The sequence below is a fragment of the Litorilituus lipolyticus genome, from assembly GCF_006439335.1.
GTDB classification, from domain to species: Bacteria; Pseudomonadota; Gammaproteobacteria; order Enterobacterales; family Alteromonadaceae; genus Colwellia; species Colwellia lipolytica.
The window spans coordinates 57936-76989 of sequence record NZ_SAWY01000013.1; the positions used below are offsets into that span (position 1 = coordinate 57936).

A 19054-nucleotide genomic window follows, 5' to 3' on the forward strand; every position below is an offset into this window, starting at 1 on the left:
TATTGTTCAGCTAAATGCGCTCAATATCTTTTGTGCCAAATAAGCCATACGGTTTGAACCATAAAATTATCAGCAGAACATAAAATGGTGCGATGTCGTACATATTGCCAATGTGTAAATATTGGCTATCAAAGAATTCAGCTAAATTCTCTAGCACCCCGATGGTAATACCACCGACAATAGCGCCAACAATTGAATCAAGGCCACCAAGAATAACGGCTGGGAACACTTTAATACCCATAATTGACAGTGAATCTGATACACCATTCACCATACCAATAACCACACCTGCAGTAGCTGAAACCGTAGCGGCAATACCCCAGCTCATAGCAAATACTTGCTTAACGGATATGCCTAAACTTTGCGCAACCTGCTGATCAAATGCAGTAGCACGCATTGCTAGGCCATGCTTTGAATGTTTAAAGAATAAATAGAATGCCACCATGATGATTAACGCGATGATTGTACTCATCAAATAGGCCATTTCTATGTTCAAACCAAATATATTAATTGATTGAGTATCAAACACTTGTGGGTAGCTTTGCGGTGAAACACCAAATATCCACTTCATTAACGCTTGGAAAAATATCGATAAACCGATAGTCACCATGATCACTGAGATAATTGGTTCACCAATCATAGGTCTTAGTACAATCATTTGAAGCAGCACACCAAAGGCAGCCATAAAACACAGTGATAAAATAAACCCTAAGAAAAATGGCAGTTCTAAGTAAATTAGCGACGCCCAACAAACCCATGCGCCCACAAGTAAGAACTCACCTTGCGCAAAGTTAACTATTTGTGTTGATTTATACACCAACACAAAACACATACCGATAACACCATAAAGCAAACCAACAATCAGGCCGTTTACAATGAGCTGGATTAATAATTCAAAATTCATGATGCTCTCCTTTGTTCTGAATCGCTTGAGGTCGACTTACTGTTTGTGTCACTGTCAATCAAGGTAGCAATATTAAGCTGTGTTTGAATGCGTGAATTACTGCCATCTTGGAAGGTAATAACGGTATCGATATCTACCGCCTCTTGGCCATCATAAATGGCTTCAATGATGTCGCCGTATTTATCAGCAATAACGGTTCTTCTTACTTTACGAGTACGCGTTAATTCACCGTCATCAGCATCAAGCTCTTTGTAGAGTAAGGTAAATTTATTAATTTTTTGCGCATCAGGCAGCGTATCATTAACCTTCTGAATTTCATCAGTAAGCTTTTGATAAACCTCAGGTAATGTTGAAAGGTTAGTGTAATTGGTAAAGGCAAAGCCTTGCTGTTCAGCCCATTTGGCAACAATCGAAAAGCGAATACAAACAATAGCGCTTAAATACGGTTTGTCTTTACCCAAGATGACCGCTTCGCCAATGAAAGATGAAAATTTAAGCTTGTTTTCAATATATTGTGGCGAGTATTGAACACCAAAACTGGTTTTAGCTAAATCCTTAATACGGTCAATAATGACTAAGTGGCCTGATGGCTTAAAGTAACCTGCATCACCGGTATGCATCCAACCATCAATAACATCTTCATCGTAAGCTTTTTGATTATCTAAATAGCCGGTAAACATACCAACGGTTTTCGCGATAATCTCACCAACCCCTTCTTTATCGGTGTTGATAACTTTCACTTGTGCGGTATCAAAAGCAACACCGACACTGTCGTAATCTACATCATCTTCTTGGTGTACCGTATAAGCACCACACAACTCTGTTTGACCATAAAGTTGACGAAGTGGCACACCAATGGTTTGGAAGAACCTAAAGGTATCAGGTCCCATTGCAGCCCCACCCGTTGCAGCTGATTTTAAGAAAGTGAAACCTAATCTATCTTTAAGAGCATTCATCAGTAGCAGATCAGCCAACCACGAACGTTTACCTTCGTCTTGTTTTTTCTCAGCTAAACCATAAGCAAAGTTAAATAACTTTTGCTTCAATGGTGTTGAGTCCATCATACGAGCTTTAACATCAGCCAATATGCCTTCCCATACACGTGGCGCTAGTAGAACGAAGCTTGGGCCAATTTCACGTAAATCAGCCATTAAGGTTTCTTGCTCTTCAACAAAATTAACAATTTGTCGAGCGATTAAAGCTTGTCCAACGGCATAAACTTGTTCCATGATCCAAGGCAAAGGCAATACCGAAACATAGTTGTCGCCAGGTTTTCTCGGATCAGCTCTTAAATAAGAGCTGCAATGTTTAACGAAGTTACCGCCACCTAAGAAGGCGATTTTTGGCTTTGAAGTAGTACCCGAAGTAGTGCAATAAATTGCAGTTTCTTCTGCAGAGGTTGAATCTACGTAATGATCATAAAGTTCAGGGGAAGACTCATCAATGGCTTGCCCTTGTTCATACATATCTTCAATGCTAACAAGTCGCTTATCATCATACTTACGCATGCCTCGCGGATCACAGTAAACAATGATTTTAACGTCAGGAATTTCATCGCCTAACTCTAACAGCTTGTCACATTGCTCTTCATCTTCAGCTATAACTACCGTCGCATTACTTTTATTTAGCAAGTAAACAACTTCTTCATGTAATGAATCTTGGAATATACCAATGGAGTAACAGCGCATGGCATGAGCAGCAAGCTCCCCCCATACCCATTCAGGTCGGTTATCACCTAATAATGCTATAGCATCGCCAGCTGCAATACCCTGCTTTACTAAGGCTAACGACAGCCACTTAACGCGGTTCTGATAGTCTTGCCAGTTAAACTCATTCCAGATACCAAACTCTTTTTCACGCATGGCAATATCATTGGGCCAATTTTTAGCGTTATGACGTAGTATTTTTGGAAAAGTATCTAACTCTCCCATTTCATAATCTGTTGAAATGCCATTGCTCGTTTGCAATGCTTGATTAGTAGCAGACATTATCCAGCCTCCTGTAAAGCATCTGTGTCTTCATCTTCGATACCCAAGTAAGCACGCTTAACATGAGGGTCTGCCATCACTTCATCTGGCAAACCAGAAATAAGTTTTTTACCAAAATCCAACACCATAACTTCGTGGGAAATATCCATAACTACCCCCATATCGTGCTCAATCATGACAACAGTAATACCAAACTCTTCGTTTAAATCGAGGATGTAACGTGCCATATCCTCTTTCTCTTCCAAGTTCATGCCAGCCATAGGCTCATCTAATAGAATTAAATCAGGCTTTAAAGCCATTGCTCTTGCTAATTCAACACGTTTTCTCAACCCGTAAGAAAGTGTTCCAGCAACCGCTTTTCGAATATGTGAAATTTCTAAGAAATCAATAACTTCCTCAACATAACGTCGATGAGCAAGTTCTTCTTTTTGCGCCTTTGAAGCCCAATACAATGGGCCTGTAATCCAGTTATTTTTTAATAAGTGGTGTCTGCCAACCATGATGTTATCGAGTACCGTCATGTGGCCAAACAATGCTAAATTTTGGAAAGTTCTACCCATACCTAAATCTGCACGGTCATTAGGTCTAAGCTTTGTAACATCTTGTTTGTTAAATATAATATTGCCTGAATTAGGACGATAGCGACCTGAAATACAGTTGAGCATTGACGTTTTACCGGCTCCATTGGGTCCTATGATTGAAAATACTGAGCCGCGCTCTACGGAAAAGCTAACATCGGTTAAGGCTTTAACGCCGCCAAATGCTAGAGAAATGTGCTCAACTTTGAGTATTGATTCAGCCATACTCATACTCCTAACGTGATGAAAATTAAATTGAAATCATGCAATTTGAAAAATGGAGGGGAGAAACTCCCCTCCTAAAAACGCAACCCAAATGGGAAAGGTTGCAACGACAAGTTTAAAGTACGTACTTAAACGAAAGTTGTGCGTAATTTGAATCGACGTTCTGATCAGCCATTTCAAAGTTACCTACCTCAACACCAACAGCTAATTGCTTAGTTAAGTTTTGAAATAAGTTAACACTCCACTGACTACGATCAGCACCTGATACATCAGCTTCTGCGCGACCATAAAGTACGGTTGAACGTAATGTTTCCGTCCAGTAATGACGATATGCAGCAAGGTATGCAGTTAAGTCTTCAACTTTTTCACCTACTAAATCTTTAGTAAATGCCACACCCACATAACGGCCTAACTCACCTTTGTGTAGTTGAAATCTAAAGTCATCCTTACCGAATGTTTTGATACGACCCGCAATTGATGCACCAATAGCGGTTTCTGAATTACCCAAGGTTGTATTTAATTGACGACCTAAAGCAGAGAAAGATACGCTACCCCAATCACCTTTTAAGTTATAACGAGCAACCACATCTGGCATGCTATCATTGGCAGTATCACCGCCCCAAGACTCAGGGTTCTCTAATGAAACTTGGAAGTTACCCATGTTATAGCGTACTTGTCCTTGACGTATGAACACTAAACCTACTGTCGCACCAGCAAAGTCTGCTGATTCAGGAATAGCACTAGTATTCATAAAGGTCGACCAAGTTTGACCAGCTAACACATCTTTATATTTGATGAAGGCATGACGTAGTCTTGGGTGAACTGAGTTAGAAATAATCTCATTTCCGCCACCGCCCCAAAAGTCCATTTCAATAAAGCCAGTTACATCGCCATGTACATATTTAGTATTAAAGCGAGTTTCATTTGCAAACAACCTAAATTGAGATGCACTCTTTTCTAATGGTGTACCTGTACCAATCCAAAAATCACGATAGGCTACATCTCCATCTACATAGCGAGCATCGACTTTGATATAACCACCAAAAGATATCTTGTCTTCATCTGAAAGTTTAATTTCATAACCTGCATTGGCTGTACCTGCCGCTACACATAACGAAGAGGCGAGTAATAATTTTTTATACTTAGATGTAATCATTGCTTAATTCCCATAGTTAATAGTTTCTATTTATGTTTTTCTGATTTAACTGTTTTGTTTTTCTGCGATGACATGCTTACTTTGAAAACAAGGAAGGTAATTCAATGTGAAAAGCCTTATGTTTTACTCAGTGTTACTACGATGCTCATAAACATCTTAAATCAGTGGCCAAAAGCCACAATCGGCAATAAGACTTAGTCCCTTGATGTTAGTCCTAAAGTCTGAGCACTAAAGGACTAGTACTTAAGTATTAGAAAATGAAAAGCAAACAACTAAGTAGTTGTGATAAATTGATTATTAGAAATGAAGTGCAACTGGCAAAAAAGAATATGTTTTCAAATTGGTTATTAATTAGTGTCAGTTTTGGCTATATAAGCTTACTTTTTATTATCGCTTACTTAGGTGGCAAACACCGTCATAAGCTAAGTGCTCACCAACACAGCATTATTTATGCGTTATCTTTAGGAGTTTACTGTACGTCTTGGGGGTTTTTAGGCACTACCGCTCAAGCAGCAAATAACTCGTTCAGTTATATTCCCGTTTATTTAGCACCTATTTTACTGTTTGTTTTTGCTTGGCCATTCATTCAGCGAGTGATTAAAACCAGCTTAACCTTAAAAATAACCTCAATTGCTGATTTATTATCTTCACGTTTTGGTAAGTCGCAGCACCTAGCAATTTTGATCACGATTGTTGCGCTGATTGGCACCATGCCCTATATCGCTCTTCAGTTAAAAGCCATCGTATACTCCTTTAAAATTTTGCAAGAAACACAAATAATGCCTGTATGGTTACTTGGCTTAATTGTCAGTATTTTACTCGCGGTGTTTACCATTATTTTTGGTATCAGAACCATAGATGTTACTGAAAGACACCCCGGTGTGATGATTGCCATTGCCTTTGAATCATTGGTAAAGCTTATTGCTTTTATGCTGGTTGGCTTATTCGTTTGCTTTATTATTTATGAATCACCGATGGAAATTTGGCATCAGGCTAAAGATCAGATCAATATTGAACATCAGTTAGAACTTCCTAACCTTATTGGCCTTTTTGGCATGCTTATTATCGTTATGTCAGCCTTTTTATGCTTACCTAGACAATTCCAAGTGATGTTTGTTGAAATTAAAGAACAAAAAACCTCACGATTTGCTCGTTGGTTATTTCCGTTTTATGTTCTTATTTTTGCTTTTTTTGCTGCGCCACTGGGCTTAGCAGGTAATTTGAATTATGGCAGCTCACTTTCAGCTGATGCCTATGTACTATTTTTACCCGCTTTTAATGGGGAAATGTGGTTATCTTTATTTTCCTTTTTGGGTGCGATATCAGCTGCAAGCTCAATGGTTATAGTTTCAACAATAGCGTTAAGTACCATGTTAAGTAACGAAATTGTTTTTCCGTTAATGTTTAAATATTCACGACAACAAGATCATGACTTTAATCACTTTCAAACCCGATTGTTATTCATAAGGAAAGGTTTAGTTCTGTTAGTCGTTTTTCTCAGTTATGGCATGCTGTTACTTTCTCCACCTGATACTTTATCTTCCTTAGGTGAAGTGGCTTTTGGCGCTATCGCCCAAATAGGGCCAGCACTACTGGCCAGTTTCTTTTGGCGGCAAGCAACATTATATGGCGTGATTTCCGGTATAAGTACAGGTTTTATCATTTGGACAACATTCAATTTATTACCACAATTAGGTCTATATCCGCACCCGTTTGCTCAAAGTGAGTTACCTGCAACCACCGTAGTCACCTTAATCGGCCTTGGCATTAATGTCTTAATGCTTTGGTTAGTCTCTTTATTTACTCAACAGAGTATTCGAGAACAAATGCAAAGTAAGCATTTTTATAAAGCCAGAAAAAAAATTCAATGGAGTTTACCCATTCAGCCCAAAGTGGATCTACATGAATTAGAGTTTTTATTAACGCGTTTCATTGGCACAGAGAAAACCAACGAATGTCTAAAGCAGTTTTATCAACAACACAATAACTCTAAAAATAGTTACTCAAAAAATAAAGATTTCAACGAAGCACTTATTCTTCACGCCGAAGACACCTTAGCAAGTGTTATTGGCTCTGCCTCAGCAAAACTGGTCATATCTTTTGCAATGAGTGGTCGTGAGATTGCTTTTGATCAAGTAGCTAAAATTGTAGAAGACAATTCAAATCAGCAACTTGAATTTAGTCGTAGTGTATTACAAAGTGCTATTGAGAACGCAAGTGAAGGTATATCAGTCATAGACAGTGAACTAAAACTTGTTGCTTGGAACAGACAATATCTAGATATATTTAACTACCCTGAAGATTTCATTTACATAGGCTGCCCCATTAGTCAGCTGATCCGCTATAACTTATCTCAACAAGAGTATTTTGCTAACGACATCGACCAACAAGTAGCTAAGCGTATTCAATTCATTAAAGACGGTTCTCGTCATAGCTCCGAAAGACGCTTAAAAAACGGGCGAACAATTAATATTGAAGGTAACCCGATCCCTGGTGGTGGTTTTGTTATGATATTCTCAGACATCACGGCTTATAAACAAACAGAGCAGCACTTAAAGGATGAGAATATTGATTTAGAGTCACGTGTACAAGCCAGAACAAGTCAATTAGAGCAAGCGAATAAAGAGCTGGAAAAAGCAAACCAAGAGCTAGCCTTAGCGCAATTAAAAGCTGAACAAGCACACCTTAAGAAAAGTCAATATTTAAAGGCTTGTAGCCATGACTTATTACAACCGCTTTCCGCCGCAAGACTATTCTCTTCAGCGTTAACATTAAACCCTAAAATATCAACAGAAGAAAAGTTGCATGTTAAGCAAATTGAAACATCCCTTGATATAGCTAATAACTTACTATTAGACCTTAATGAGGTAGCTCGTATTGAAAGCGGTAATATTACCCCAACCATTGAGGCCGTTTCTATTACACAACTATTCGATATGCTCAATACAGAGTTTAGTGCCTTAACAGATGAATACCATATTGATTTTCACCTACAATCAAGCAAGCTTTTTGTACAAAGTGACCTAAGTTTATTGCTAAGGATCATTCAAAACTTTTTATCGAACGCATTTCGTTACGCCTATCAAGGTAACGTACTACTTGGCTGTAGACGCCAAGGAAGTTGTTTATCTATTCAAGTACTCGATAATGGTCCAGGTATTCCTGAGGATAAACAAAAGCAAGTATTTGAACAATTTACCCAACTACAAACAACAAACCAAAATGGTCATAAAGGCTTAGGCTTAGGTTTAAACATTGCACAAAGTTTGGCGACTTTATTAGGCCACAAAATTAACCTTGTTTCTAAATCTGGGCACGGTTGTTTATTCAGTGTTGATGTGCCAATTTGTGCAGCGCCAATTCAAACCAAACAAGTCAATAGTTCAAGTAGAGATACACTGCAAGGTGTCGGTGTACTATGTATTGATAATGAACAAGATATATTAACAGGTATGTCAAAAGTATTAAGTGCTTGGCAATGTAAAGTGTTTACTGCTGATTCGGCTGAATCTGCCATGTCAATTTATCAACGCTATGAAGATCAAATCGACATTTTATTAGTTGATTATCAACTGAGTGAGAGTCTTATTTCAGACAAAGCTCAACCGCAAACAAATGGCATTCAATTAATTAGCGAGCTAAGACAGCTCAGTAGATACCCATTACCAGCCATATTAATTACTGCAACTACTGATGAAGATATTGTGATTCAAGCCAAAGACAATGATATTGGCTACTTAAGAAAAATAGTAAAGCCCTTAGCATTAAGATCATTGATGAGTGCCCTACTCACTAAAAGGTTAACTAAGAATTATTCTGCGAACTTTTAACGCTTATTTAGTTTTACTAGCACTATGAAAGCGTTTCTTGGCCAAAGCTCGCTTGATTTAATTGCAGTTCGTTAAGGAGGATAACGGCTTGAGTTCGATTTTTTACACCGAGTTTAAGAAAAATCGTGCTCGCATGACTTTTAATAGTCGATTCTGATAGACCTAATTCATAGGCTATTTGTTTATTAAGCATACCGTCAGCAAACATCATCAATATTTTATGTTGTTTAGGTGTTAATGAAGCTATTTTACTCTCTTGCGGCTCATTAGCTGATTGAGAAGAATATGCACCTGTAGGCGTCCACAACTCACCACCAAGCACAGCTTCTATTGCAATAACCATTTCAGGTACTGCAGTTGATTTGGGAATGAAACCCGCAGCTCCGTAGCTCATGGCTTTAGCAATGGTGTCAGCATCTTCATAACCTGAAATAACAATTACTCCTAATTCAGGATAAGTATTTCTTACATTAATTAAACTATTAAACCCTTGCGCACCTGGTATATCAAGATCGAGTAATAACAAATCAAAAGCTTGGCTATTATTTTGCCCTTGCAAATTCAATGCATGATCCAACTCATCAATAGTTTGGGCTTCAGCTAACGAAACACCTTTAAAGTGAGCGCTTAACGTGAGAGTCAGCGCTTGCCTGAACAATGGGTGATCATCTGCAATGATTATTTTTAACGCATTTGCCATGTAACCAAGGGCCTTTGTAAATAGTTTGTAATCAATGCTAAAAACTTACCACAGTGGCAACCGTAAAAATACTGGCAGAACAAATAAAATAGATTATTTTACAAGTTCCACCTCAAATTCAGGAGTTGCTTGAATGACTTTTTTTACCGTGCACGTATTTGCGGCTGCCAAAATTGCCTTTTCATATTTTTTAGGAAAATCAGTTGGCAATGTCACTTTCATGCTAACTTTCTTTTTATAAGGATTACTTTCATCAAGGGTTATTACCTCTTGAGTAAATGATAAACCAGTCGTTTCAATATCACGCTGCTGACAAAACTTTCTCATGTAGAATGCCGCACACATAGGCATACTTGATAAAAAGTAATCAAATGGCTCTGGATGTTCAGCATTACCACCTGCAGATATACTTTGATCACTGATTATTTCATGATCTGCAAAACTCGCTTTTAACTGCTGCCCTGCTAATAAACTAACTTCAATTTTCATGCAACCTCCTTAAATTAACAAAACCTACATTAGCACAAGCTAATATAAAAACCAATACCACGTAAAAAAATTTAAATTTTGCTTGAAATACACACAAAACAAGAGTACTGTTCATTTGTACAGTTACTGTATTAAATTACAGCTTTCGTTTTATTAACCTATTTTAAATTATCGAGGTCAGATATGTTTGGATTAACAACAAAAACAATAAATAACACAAATACTCAGCACGTAACTGCAGATGCCTCAAGCGAATCAAACAAAAAACTCACAATAAAAGAAGTGAACAATTCGCTAGCATTAGCCAGTGAATATGCCGAAATCTGTCTAAAAAACAAAGTCAAAAATAAATGGATTATGTTTATCAACCCTGAAGAGTCAGCAATTTCACAATTAGCTAGCTTTGAAAATATTGACCAAAAAAATGTGCTATGTGTACAAATAAAGGCCGATATTCTTAATAGGAAAGACGTATTTTCACAGATAAAAATAGCATTATTGGCTGATAATTGTTCCGCATTGATATTACCAAAATCACTAAGCCAACTAATTAATAAAGAAGAGTTATCGTTAGAGTTTAATCAACACGAAGCAAATGGCTATATTTTAGCGAATAAAAATATCGCGCATTAAATTAGTTTATTAAAGGCAGATAATCATTAAAACTAGAAACATGTGGGTAATAAGTAAGATAAAGTAAACTACTGATGATAAGAGAAGTCTGTTAGATAACTCGCTAATTCTGCTGAGGGAAGCGGTTTTGAAAAATAGTAACCTTGAATATAATCACAGCCTAAATCACTGAGTAAATTAAGCTGCTCTAGTGTTTCTACCCCCTCTGCCACTACTTTTTTTCCTAGAGCTTTAGACATTGCAATAATAGTCGACACTAATATGTTATCACTTTGGTTTTCACTCATATCAGAAATAAATGCCCTATCGATTTTGATAAAATCAATCGGAATCCTACGTAAATAACTTAACGACGAATATCCTGTACCAAAATCATCAAGGGCGATAGTACAACCTGCACTTCTTAATTGATTGAAAAGCACTTCATTATTTCGTTTATCTGGTGCTAAAGCGCTCTCAGTTAGCTCAAAGCAAATATCTTGTGGCTGAAGATCATGCTCCGCAATAGTATTTAACCACAGGTCGTTTTCTGATTTATTTAATGGAATTTCAAAAACTGAGCGATTAACGTTGATAATGATATCTGTAAAGCCTTGAGATTTTAGCTTTTTCAGCTCTAAACAAGCTTGAGTTAACACGAAGCTTCCTAATGGCTTAATTAAAGAAAACTCTTCTGCGATACCAACAAACTCTTCAGGCGAAATCCACTCACCAAAGTTATTCCAACGTATTAATGCTTCAAACTTACGTACTTTCTGCTCACCTATGGAGATGATCGGCTGATAAACAACACTTAATTCTTTATTTTCAATAGCCAAAGCTAATTGGCTCTTGAGCATCAACTTTCGTCGAGCAATATTTTGCATCTTTTGAGTAAAGAAACTATACGAATTTCTTCCACTGTCTTTCGCATGATACATAGCCGTTTCAGCTTTTTTAAGAATACTTCCTTCATTTTCGCTTTCAGCAGAGCATATTGCTATACCAATACTCAAAGTACACGTTAAGCTGACATCATCAAAAACAAAAGGGTTACTAAAAGCAAGCAAGATCCTTTCAACAATAGCCTCTACATTTTCTACAGCATCAAGTTCATTCAGTAAAATAGCAAAGCTATCACCTGAAATACGAGCAATACAATCAGTCTTTTTAATATGATTTTTTAATCGCTTTGAGCTTTCTATAAGAAGTTTGTCACCAAGATCGTGGCCATAAATGTCATTAATCTCTTTAAACAAATCTAAATCCATGTGCAATACAGCTAAGCTTTTATGAGATGATTCAACTAAATGTAATGATTGAGCTAATGTTTCTAGAAATAAAAAACGATTGGCAATACCAGTCAATAAATCAAAATTTGCTTGCTTATATATCTTAGTTTCTGCCGCTTTACTCTTACTAATATCAAAAAAGAAGGCAACGTAGTTTGTTATGTTATTATCTGCATCGCAAATAGTATTAATGGATAACCATTCGGGAAAAACCTCCCCTGATTTTTTCTTATTCCAAATTTCCCCTGACCATGAACCTGTTTCTTTAATTTCGTTCCACATTGCGCTATAAAATTCTTTACCGTGCTCTCCTGAACTAAATATCTTTGGGTTTTCTCCTTCTACTTCTCTAAAGCTATATCCCAGAATATCTGTGAAAGCTTTATTAACACTGATAATTTTTGCATTTTTATCACAAACCACGATTGCTTCTTTACTTACTTCAATAATTCTATTTCGCGTTGCCAGTTCGTTAAAAAGCGCTTGTTTTTCCATTTCCTTTTTTATCATGCCACTAAACAGCAAAAATAAAGATGTTACTTCTTTCTCAGACTCAATCACCTTATGGTAAAGGGCGACCAAGATAGCATCTGTTTTTCCATTTTCAGCTTTCAACGGAACACCGACATAACCAGTAATATTCAAGTCTACGAGTAATTGGTCATCTGGATAAGCTTTTTGGCAATTTTCTGTGTAGGAACACACACCACCTGTTGAGACATTTTCACAAGGTGTATGCTTTAAGAGATAAGTAAAATTTTCTTGAATCTGCCCTTGAGAGGCAAGAGATACCGTGGTTGCCTCGGTAGCGTCTTCATTAATGGAAGCAATAAAAATTATATCAGCTTTGATGACTTCAGCTAAGGATAAGCAAATAGTATCCGTAAATTTGTCAGAAACCGAGTGTGATAGAGAGTCTATTATCGATTTAACTTTTTCTTCTACCACATCAACCCTTAATGTTTTCTTTTCAACTGGCTACCTAAATCAAAATAGGCGCAGAATTTAAATGTACAATACCCACAAACTTACTAGGGGCATTATAGAGATTTTACAATATCTAATATAGACAATTGACAGAAAATATTATGTTTTATGCATACTTCCCTTGAGATAGAACAATAAATGTATTTAAAATACATTTATCTTGTATTTTTATTCGATTTGTCAACATTTTATTGATGTGATTTTTTAGTGTCGCACAACACATATTAAGGTAACTAATTCGACACTATTCAACAATAACAGCTGTTTCATCTAAATTTAACGCAGAACCATCAACAAACTTAAATTGATTAAAGCCAATTTTTATCATGTCACCATTTTTTAATAATTGTCGTGAAATCAACCTTCCATTAAGTTCAGTACCGTTAGTGCTGTTTAAATCTTCTAGTACAACAACACTACTCCCTTGCTCATAAGGAACTTGCTTAACCGTTAGACGAGCATGTTTAGAACTTACTGCTCGATCTTCAATATGAATATCACAAAACTTTACACGGCCAATAAGAAGCTCATCTTGGTTTAATTCCCATTTATTGATTACGACGTCTTCTACAATTAAGGCTAAATAAGCCATAGTTTCTCCTTCCCCTTTTATGCTTGATTCTTATATGTGCAACTTAGCATTTACACAGATTTTTTCTATTATAAGCAAATTAACCCGAGGGTTAAATTATCTTTGCTAGATTGTAACACTGCTTGATCAACCATTTTACTGCAGACAGCTGTATTTGCCTCTTTTTTGGTGTACTCAATAAGAAACTGCTTGATATCACTTTCTGACAAGAAATCATGTAAACCGTCAGTTGATAACATTAAAACGTCACCAGAATCAATTTGTCTAGAAATTGTATCTACTTCTACAATCGCTTTGCTTCCTAAAGCTCTTGATAGCAGGTTTTTAGTGTTTGAATTTGCAGCAGCATTAGCAGTAATAGCGCCTTTGTTCAATAAGAACTGAATCATGGTATGATCTTCAGTTAATTGAATCAGCTCTTCTTGATGTAATAGATAAGCCCTAGAATCACCCACCCAAGCAATATAACAACTATCAGCATCAAAAATAGCGACAACCCCTGTCGTCCCCATTCCTTCATATTGACTACATTGTTGCGCTTTATCGTAAATGTTTGAATTAGCTTCTTTTATAATCTGGCTAGCGTAGTTCTGCCACCCTTGATTAGGCATTTCAGTTAATGTGGTTAATTGTGCATTTACATAGTCCGTTAATAAATTACTCGCCACCTCACCTGCTTTGTGCCCTCCCATACCATCAGCCACTATCATCCAACACACTTGTAATGCATGATTAAAGCCATGACAAATAGCGTCTTCATTATTCTTTCTATGAGGACCTTGCTCTGTTAACGTACTTATTGATGTCATCATATAATGGGCGCCTGCTTAAAATCGCGTTTTAAGGCATTAATGAGTGCTTGTTTAAACTCTTGCATTGATTGATAGCGTTTTGTCGCGTCTTTTTGCAAAGCTTTATTGGTAATACGTGCTGCACTTGGTGGTAAGTTTGCTTTATGCTCAGTTACTTTAATTTGTTTAGCATTACTGATTTGATAAGCAACACTCACCACAGAATCCCCTTCAAAAGGTAGTTGACCGCTAAGTAGCTGATAAAAGGTTGCCCCTAAACTGAAAATATCACTTCGGCCATCAACACTGCCACCTGTTATTTGTTCAGGCGACATATAATATGGACTCCCCATAATAACACCCGTGCTAGTTCGGCTATTATCAGTTACATAAGCAATACCAAAATCGGTAACGGTGGCTTTTTGTAAGTCATCATCATAAATAATATTACCTGGCTTAATATCACGATGAACAACACTTTGCCTATGAGCATATTCAAGAGCATCTGTAATTTGGATCATTAATTGATAAATAAGAGGTGTTGGTAATAACTTATCAACGTGGATAAAGTGAGACAATGGTGCGCCGGTTAATAAGTCCATGGCGATATAACCTAAGCTTCCTTCATCACCAACATCATAAATTGTCACAATATTAGCGTGGCTTAATCCACCGGCTGTTTCTGCTTCTCTAAAGAATCTTTGCTTTGCTTGACTCACTTCTTCTTGATCAACACTGTCACTAAGTTGCAAAGACTTTATTGCCACATGACGATTAATTTTGGGGTCGACTCCTCGATAAACAATCCCCATTGCACCTTTACCCAATAAACCTTCCACTTGGTAACGACCAAAACTCTGAGGCTTAAACGCCTGCGTAACAGAAAGCTTCGCTTGGGTTTGTGCTAAATCATCTTGCGACGAAAGAACTAAGGTTGCTTCTAACTCATCTTGCTCAAATGCATTATTCGACTGATTAATAACCAAAGTAGCTGCTAAATCAGACTCCGCTTCATTATTGTAATGATCACTATCTTGTAATATATCGCCTTGATTTTTTTCTACAGAATCGACGAGATCAAACGAGTTATCAAGCTCATGAGAAGTCTCAGCCTCATTCAATGTTTTTTGCCAATTGATTTGATGTTGATTACTTTCTGTACGCTTAGGTGCTGTATAGTTTTGAGCGATGTCACTCTGACCATCATCATCTTCTAAAGAAGCTTGTTTAACTAAAGAGGCCTGCTTTGTATTGGCAGCTTCAATAACAACTCGTTGTTCTCGCTCACTAATCTGCTTCGCAGTTTTAGCATGTAACAACGCTTTTTTATGCTCAATAATTTTTTCATGGCTTGCTTGATGTATAAGGCCGCTTTGTTCATTCCAGTTATATAAACAATGAGCAACATCGGAATATTTACTTTTTTCAGCCTGCAATGCCAGTTGATATATCTCTTCTTGAATTGATTGATGCGCTGCTAACTTTGCTAAAGGGTTGGCTAATTTATCAACTTGATTTGCTAAAGCATACTCTTGAATTCTTTCAAATAATAGTTGCTCATTTTCTTGCTGTAAGCTTATAAAAATTGACTCTTCATGATGAAAAGCGATAATAAATGGCCAAGATAAAACAACAAATAATGCCATTGGAATAATAACAAACAAGTGTTGATAAATAGCTAAACTGTACTGCATAACGAACAATACAATGATATAGCCAAACATCATTAAGCCCTGTTTAGAAAGTCTTTCTGCTCTAAGGCGCCAAATTAAATATATTCCAACAAAAAATAAGCCTATAGATGCAATAAAAATGGTGAGTGAGGGTTGGGTAGCGCTGCTAAGCACAGCAGAATTATCTATCGTTGAACTTGCACTATTTTGTTTTACAAGCCAAACAAGGTTTGATTGATTAACATCTGAAAAATAGCCCGCACTAACTGACCATAAACTGACCAACCAAAAGCAAAGCAATAAATAAAACCACCCTGTTTTATATAGTGGCAGAGCACCTTTTAACATTTACTCATCAAGCCTATCTTATTGAAGTGAATCACATTACTTTTATAATCAATTGATTAAAAAGAAAATACATATAATGTGCTTCAACTAATTTATTATTATTATTTTGTTAACCTAATACTTTAGGTATTAAGTCTTTCGAGTGTAACAAATATCATCATGAAAAAAAGCCCTGCGTGAGGTTATTTTCTTAACCGATAATCAATAAAGGGGTTCACTGACTGGCTATTACTATCCTAGTGTCTTCTCAAAATAAAAGGTGGGTAAATCATTTAAGTTGATAGTAGATAACTGTTTGAACCCTAAAAACGCTAATAAGTTATTTGAGGCAAGATTTTCAGGCGATGTTACGGCAGAAATTTCTTGTATTTTTAATGTGTTCTTTGAGTAATTAAGCAAAAATTCACAAGTTTCTTTTGCATAGCCCTTGCGCCAAAATTTCGGTAATAAGGCATAGCCTAAATCTGGTAGTTCAAATTCATCTCTCTTAAGAATCCCGCACATACCTACGGGTTCAAACGTTTCCTTTAATGCTATATGGAGTAAGCCAAAACCATGCTTTTTATAACTTGCCATTGGCCCTTCTAACAAATACTTTTCAGCATCAGCTAATGTCCTGACTTGCTTATCACCAATATTTTTTATAAAAGATTTTTCATTTAATAAAGTTAAAATAAACTTTGCATCAAATAAGTTTAACTCTCGGATAATCAGTCTATCAGTTTCCATTGCCTTCATTTGGATTATTACCTCGCATCAAATTGAACAGCTTAAACACCATGTATACCATATACACAAAATTATAAACACTAATTTAGAAAGATAGAATTAACCCTAGAAGAAACTGAATTTTACCTTAAAAAATAATACTAAAAAGCAAAACACATGGATAATACCATTTTAGCTGCTATTGATATTTCGATTAAAAAAGCCTGAAAAAGTTAATCTTTTTCAGGCTTATATCTACTTATTTATAACGTGAAGGTTAACTTAGCTTTTAACGATATCATCTAACATACCAACAATAGATGGGTGATATCCCGTTCTCGCGTCTTGGTAAATTTCATTTGCAAGTGTTGAGTAACCCGCATCAATTAAGCTTTTATAAAGCGGTTTTACAAACTTGCCACGCCCTATTGCTTTTAGGTAAGCAGCCACAGCTTCAAGCACCTGTTCAACATTATTTCTAACGGCAACAGTAAACCAAGCAAAGGCAATTTCAGCATTTTTTGATTCAGTAAAAGCAAAGCAAGAATCTAATTCCAATAACTTAGTCACAGTAAGCTTTTCAGGTAATGTCGTTAAGAAATATTGCCAATGATGTACTGACCAACCTTCTACTGTTAATGCTGTAGCATTTGCCCCGTCAAGCCATAATTTTTGCTGTTCAATCACTTTTTCTAAACTGCTTGACGTTGGCGCTACAAACCAACTAGGCATGCCAGTACCATGTATCCATTCTAATAATTCTGCTTCAGAGATTTTGTCGCTATGATCAACTAACAATGTTTGCTTGGCATAAGTAATAAAATCTTCAGTCGTTATGGCAGTAAAAGCAAAATGTTCAACATAAGTTAATAAAAACTTATCAAAATCTTCCCGTCCTAACCTTCTTTCTAAATCATGAACGAACATTGAAGCTTTGTCATAGGTAAAACGATCAAATGCATTATTAGGATCTTCAGTTTGCACATTCGCCGTTACCGTTTGTTTCTCAACAGGCATGATCTTGAATTCTTCCATTAAGCGGCCATATTCAAGTACTACTTCAAGCTCAGCCATCTCTTTACCATAAACAGCTTCAACAATACGATTAGTAAAATAAGTGGTAAACCCTTCATTTAACCATAAGTCACGCCATGTCGCATTACTGACTAAATTACCCGTCCAAGAATGTGCTAGTTCATGAGCAACTGTTGATACTAGGCTTTTATCACCCGCGATTAATGTAGGCGTCATAAAGGCCAAACGCGGGTTTTCCATACCACCAAACGGGAAACTTGGCGGTAAAACAATCATGTCATAACGCCCCCAGCGATAAGGGCCTAATAAACTTTCAGCAATGTTTATCATTTGTTCAGTATCTTCAAATTCTTTAGCACAAGCCTCTAGCATACTTGGCTCTGTGTAAACACCACTGCGCTCGCCTATAGCTTTAAACGCCAAGTCACCACAAGCAATTGCCATTAAGTGAGTAGGAATAGGCTCAGGCATACGGAACATAAATACACCTGGATATTCAATTTCATTATTACTTTCTGCACACATGACCACTGACATATTTTGCGGTGCCATGACTTTGGCATTGAAAGTTACACGTGCTTTGGGGCTATCTTGCAGTGGTATCCAGCTACGTGCATTTATTGGTTGAGATTGGCTAAATAAATAAGGCTGTTTCTTTCCTGACGTTTGAGCAGGAGTTAACCATTGTAAACCTTCCGCTTGCGGGCTAGTTTTATAATAGATTTTTACCCAAATATCGTCACCGATTAAATCAACCGCTAAACGACTGCCTAAAATGTCATCTGCTTCATCTAAGGTAAAATTCAAAGACTGACCTTGGCTGTTTTCAATACGGTCAATCAGTAAATCACGAGTATCAAGTACTAATTGCGTCGCTAATTGTTCTGACTGATGTTCAATAGCAAGGTTTGCATAACCAGAAAGCTCTTTTTTGTCAAAACTGATGGCAAGGGCTAAGTCAAAATGAGTTACTTTAACTTCATTTGTATTGGCGTAAGAATGATAGTCATGAGTGAAATCAAATTGGTTCATGAGGTAAAGATCCGATTTTTTGTATAAGTTATTTGAAATGTATTCAGCTAATGCGCATTTTATAACATGGTTTTATAAATAAAGGCCTGATATAAATCAGGCCTTTATTAGTTA

The 19054-nt window shown here is 36.7% G+C and carries 14 protein-coding genes; 2 read left to right on the forward strand and 12 right to left on the reverse strand.

All coding sequences use genetic code 11. The features are described from left to right. Positions 1-10: 10 nt before the first annotated feature. The 4 genes from EPA86_RS06835 to EPA86_RS06850 form a co-directional block, all read right to left on the reverse strand. Positions 11-904, reverse strand: a complete 894-nt coding sequence (locus EPA86_RS06835; protein ID WP_140602684.1) for a branched-chain amino acid ABC transporter permease — start codon at positions 902-904, stop codon at positions 11-13. Next, positions 901-2892 (reverse strand): long-chain fatty acid--CoA ligase, encoded by a 1992-nt coding sequence (locus EPA86_RS06840; RefSeq protein ID WP_140602685.1) that lies wholly within the window; start codon positions 2890-2892, stop codon positions 901-903. Before EPA86_RS06840 ends, EPA86_RS06835 begins: the two co-directional genes overlap by 4 nt. Continuing rightward, on the reverse strand, positions 2892-3695 hold the full coding sequence (locus tag EPA86_RS06845; protein ID WP_140602686.1) for an ABC transporter ATP-binding protein: 804 nt from the start codon (positions 3693-3695) through the stop codon (positions 2892-2894). Before EPA86_RS06845 ends, EPA86_RS06840 begins: the two co-directional genes overlap by 1 nt. Positions 3696-3810: 115 nt before the next feature. Next, positions 3811-4851, reverse strand: coding sequence for a DcaP family trimeric outer membrane transporter (locus EPA86_RS06850; protein ID WP_140602687.1), 1041 nt, complete (start codon positions 4849-4851; stop codon positions 3811-3813). A 329-nt stretch (positions 4852-5180) separates the two neighbouring features. Here EPA86_RS06850 and EPA86_RS06855 point away from each other — a divergent pair, with 329 nt between their 5' ends. Next, a complete protein-coding gene (locus tag EPA86_RS06855) occupies positions 5181-8681 on the forward strand; it encodes a hybrid sensor histidine kinase/response regulator (RefSeq protein WP_140602728.1) in 3501 nt (1166 codons plus the stop codon). 22 nt (positions 8682-8703) lie between these two features. On the opposite strand, the gene EPA86_RS06860 is transcribed toward EPA86_RS06855, so the two are convergent. Together EPA86_RS06860 and EPA86_RS06865 are read right to left on the reverse strand one after the other, a co-directional pair. Continuing rightward, a complete protein-coding gene (locus tag EPA86_RS06860; RefSeq protein WP_140602688.1) occupies positions 8704-9381 on the reverse strand; it encodes a LuxR C-terminal-related transcriptional regulator in 678 nt (225 codons plus the stop codon). A gap of 93 nt (positions 9382-9474) precedes the next feature. Beyond that, positions 9475-9870 carry an OsmC family protein gene (locus EPA86_RS06865; RefSeq protein ID WP_140602689.1) on the reverse strand — a complete coding sequence of 132 codons (396 nt, stop codon included), beginning with the start codon at positions 9868-9870 and terminating at the stop codon, positions 9475-9477. A 183-nt stretch (positions 9871-10053) separates the two neighbouring features. On the opposite strand from EPA86_RS06865, the gene EPA86_RS06870 reads away from it, so the two are divergent. Then, positions 10054-10503: a hypothetical protein gene (locus EPA86_RS06870; RefSeq protein WP_140602690.1), complete on the forward strand. Its 450-nt coding sequence runs from the start codon at positions 10054-10056 to the stop codon at positions 10501-10503. A gap of 68 nt (positions 10504-10571) precedes the next feature. Here EPA86_RS06870 and EPA86_RS06875 read toward each other — a convergent pair whose 3' ends face one another. The 6 genes from EPA86_RS06875 to EPA86_RS06900 all read right to left on the reverse strand — a co-directional run bounded on the left by EPA86_RS06875 (position 10572) and on the right by EPA86_RS06900 (position 18940). Next, positions 10572-12722 carry a putative bifunctional diguanylate cyclase/phosphodiesterase gene (locus EPA86_RS06875; RefSeq protein WP_140602691.1) on the reverse strand — a complete coding sequence of 717 codons (2151 nt, stop codon included), beginning with the start codon at positions 12720-12722 and terminating at the stop codon, positions 10572-10574. A 283-nt stretch (positions 12723-13005) separates the two neighbouring features. Further along, positions 13006-13353 carry an FHA domain-containing protein gene (locus EPA86_RS06880; protein WP_140602692.1) on the reverse strand — a complete coding sequence of 116 codons (348 nt, stop codon included), beginning with the start codon at positions 13351-13353 and terminating at the stop codon, positions 13006-13008. Positions 13354-13421: 68 nt separating this feature from the next. Next, complete coding sequence (locus tag EPA86_RS06885; protein ID WP_140602693.1) at positions 13422-14165, reverse strand: PP2C family protein-serine/threonine phosphatase; 744 nt, start codon at positions 14163-14165, stop codon at positions 13422-13424. Next, on the reverse strand, positions 14162-16165 hold the full coding sequence (locus EPA86_RS06890) for a serine/threonine protein kinase (RefSeq protein WP_140602694.1): 2004 nt from the start codon (positions 16163-16165) through the stop codon (positions 14162-14164). Before EPA86_RS06890 ends, EPA86_RS06885 begins: the two co-directional genes overlap by 4 nt. A gap of 231 nt (positions 16166-16396) precedes the next feature. Continuing rightward, positions 16397-16903: a GNAT family N-acetyltransferase gene (locus tag EPA86_RS06895; protein WP_140602695.1), complete on the reverse strand. Its 507-nt coding sequence runs from the start codon at positions 16901-16903 to the stop codon at positions 16397-16399. A 252-nt stretch (positions 16904-17155) separates the two neighbouring features. After that, positions 17156-18940 (reverse strand): M1 family metallopeptidase, encoded by a 1785-nt coding sequence (locus EPA86_RS06900; RefSeq protein WP_140602696.1) that lies wholly within the window; start codon positions 18938-18940, stop codon positions 17156-17158. Positions 18941-19054: the final 114 nt, after the last annotated feature.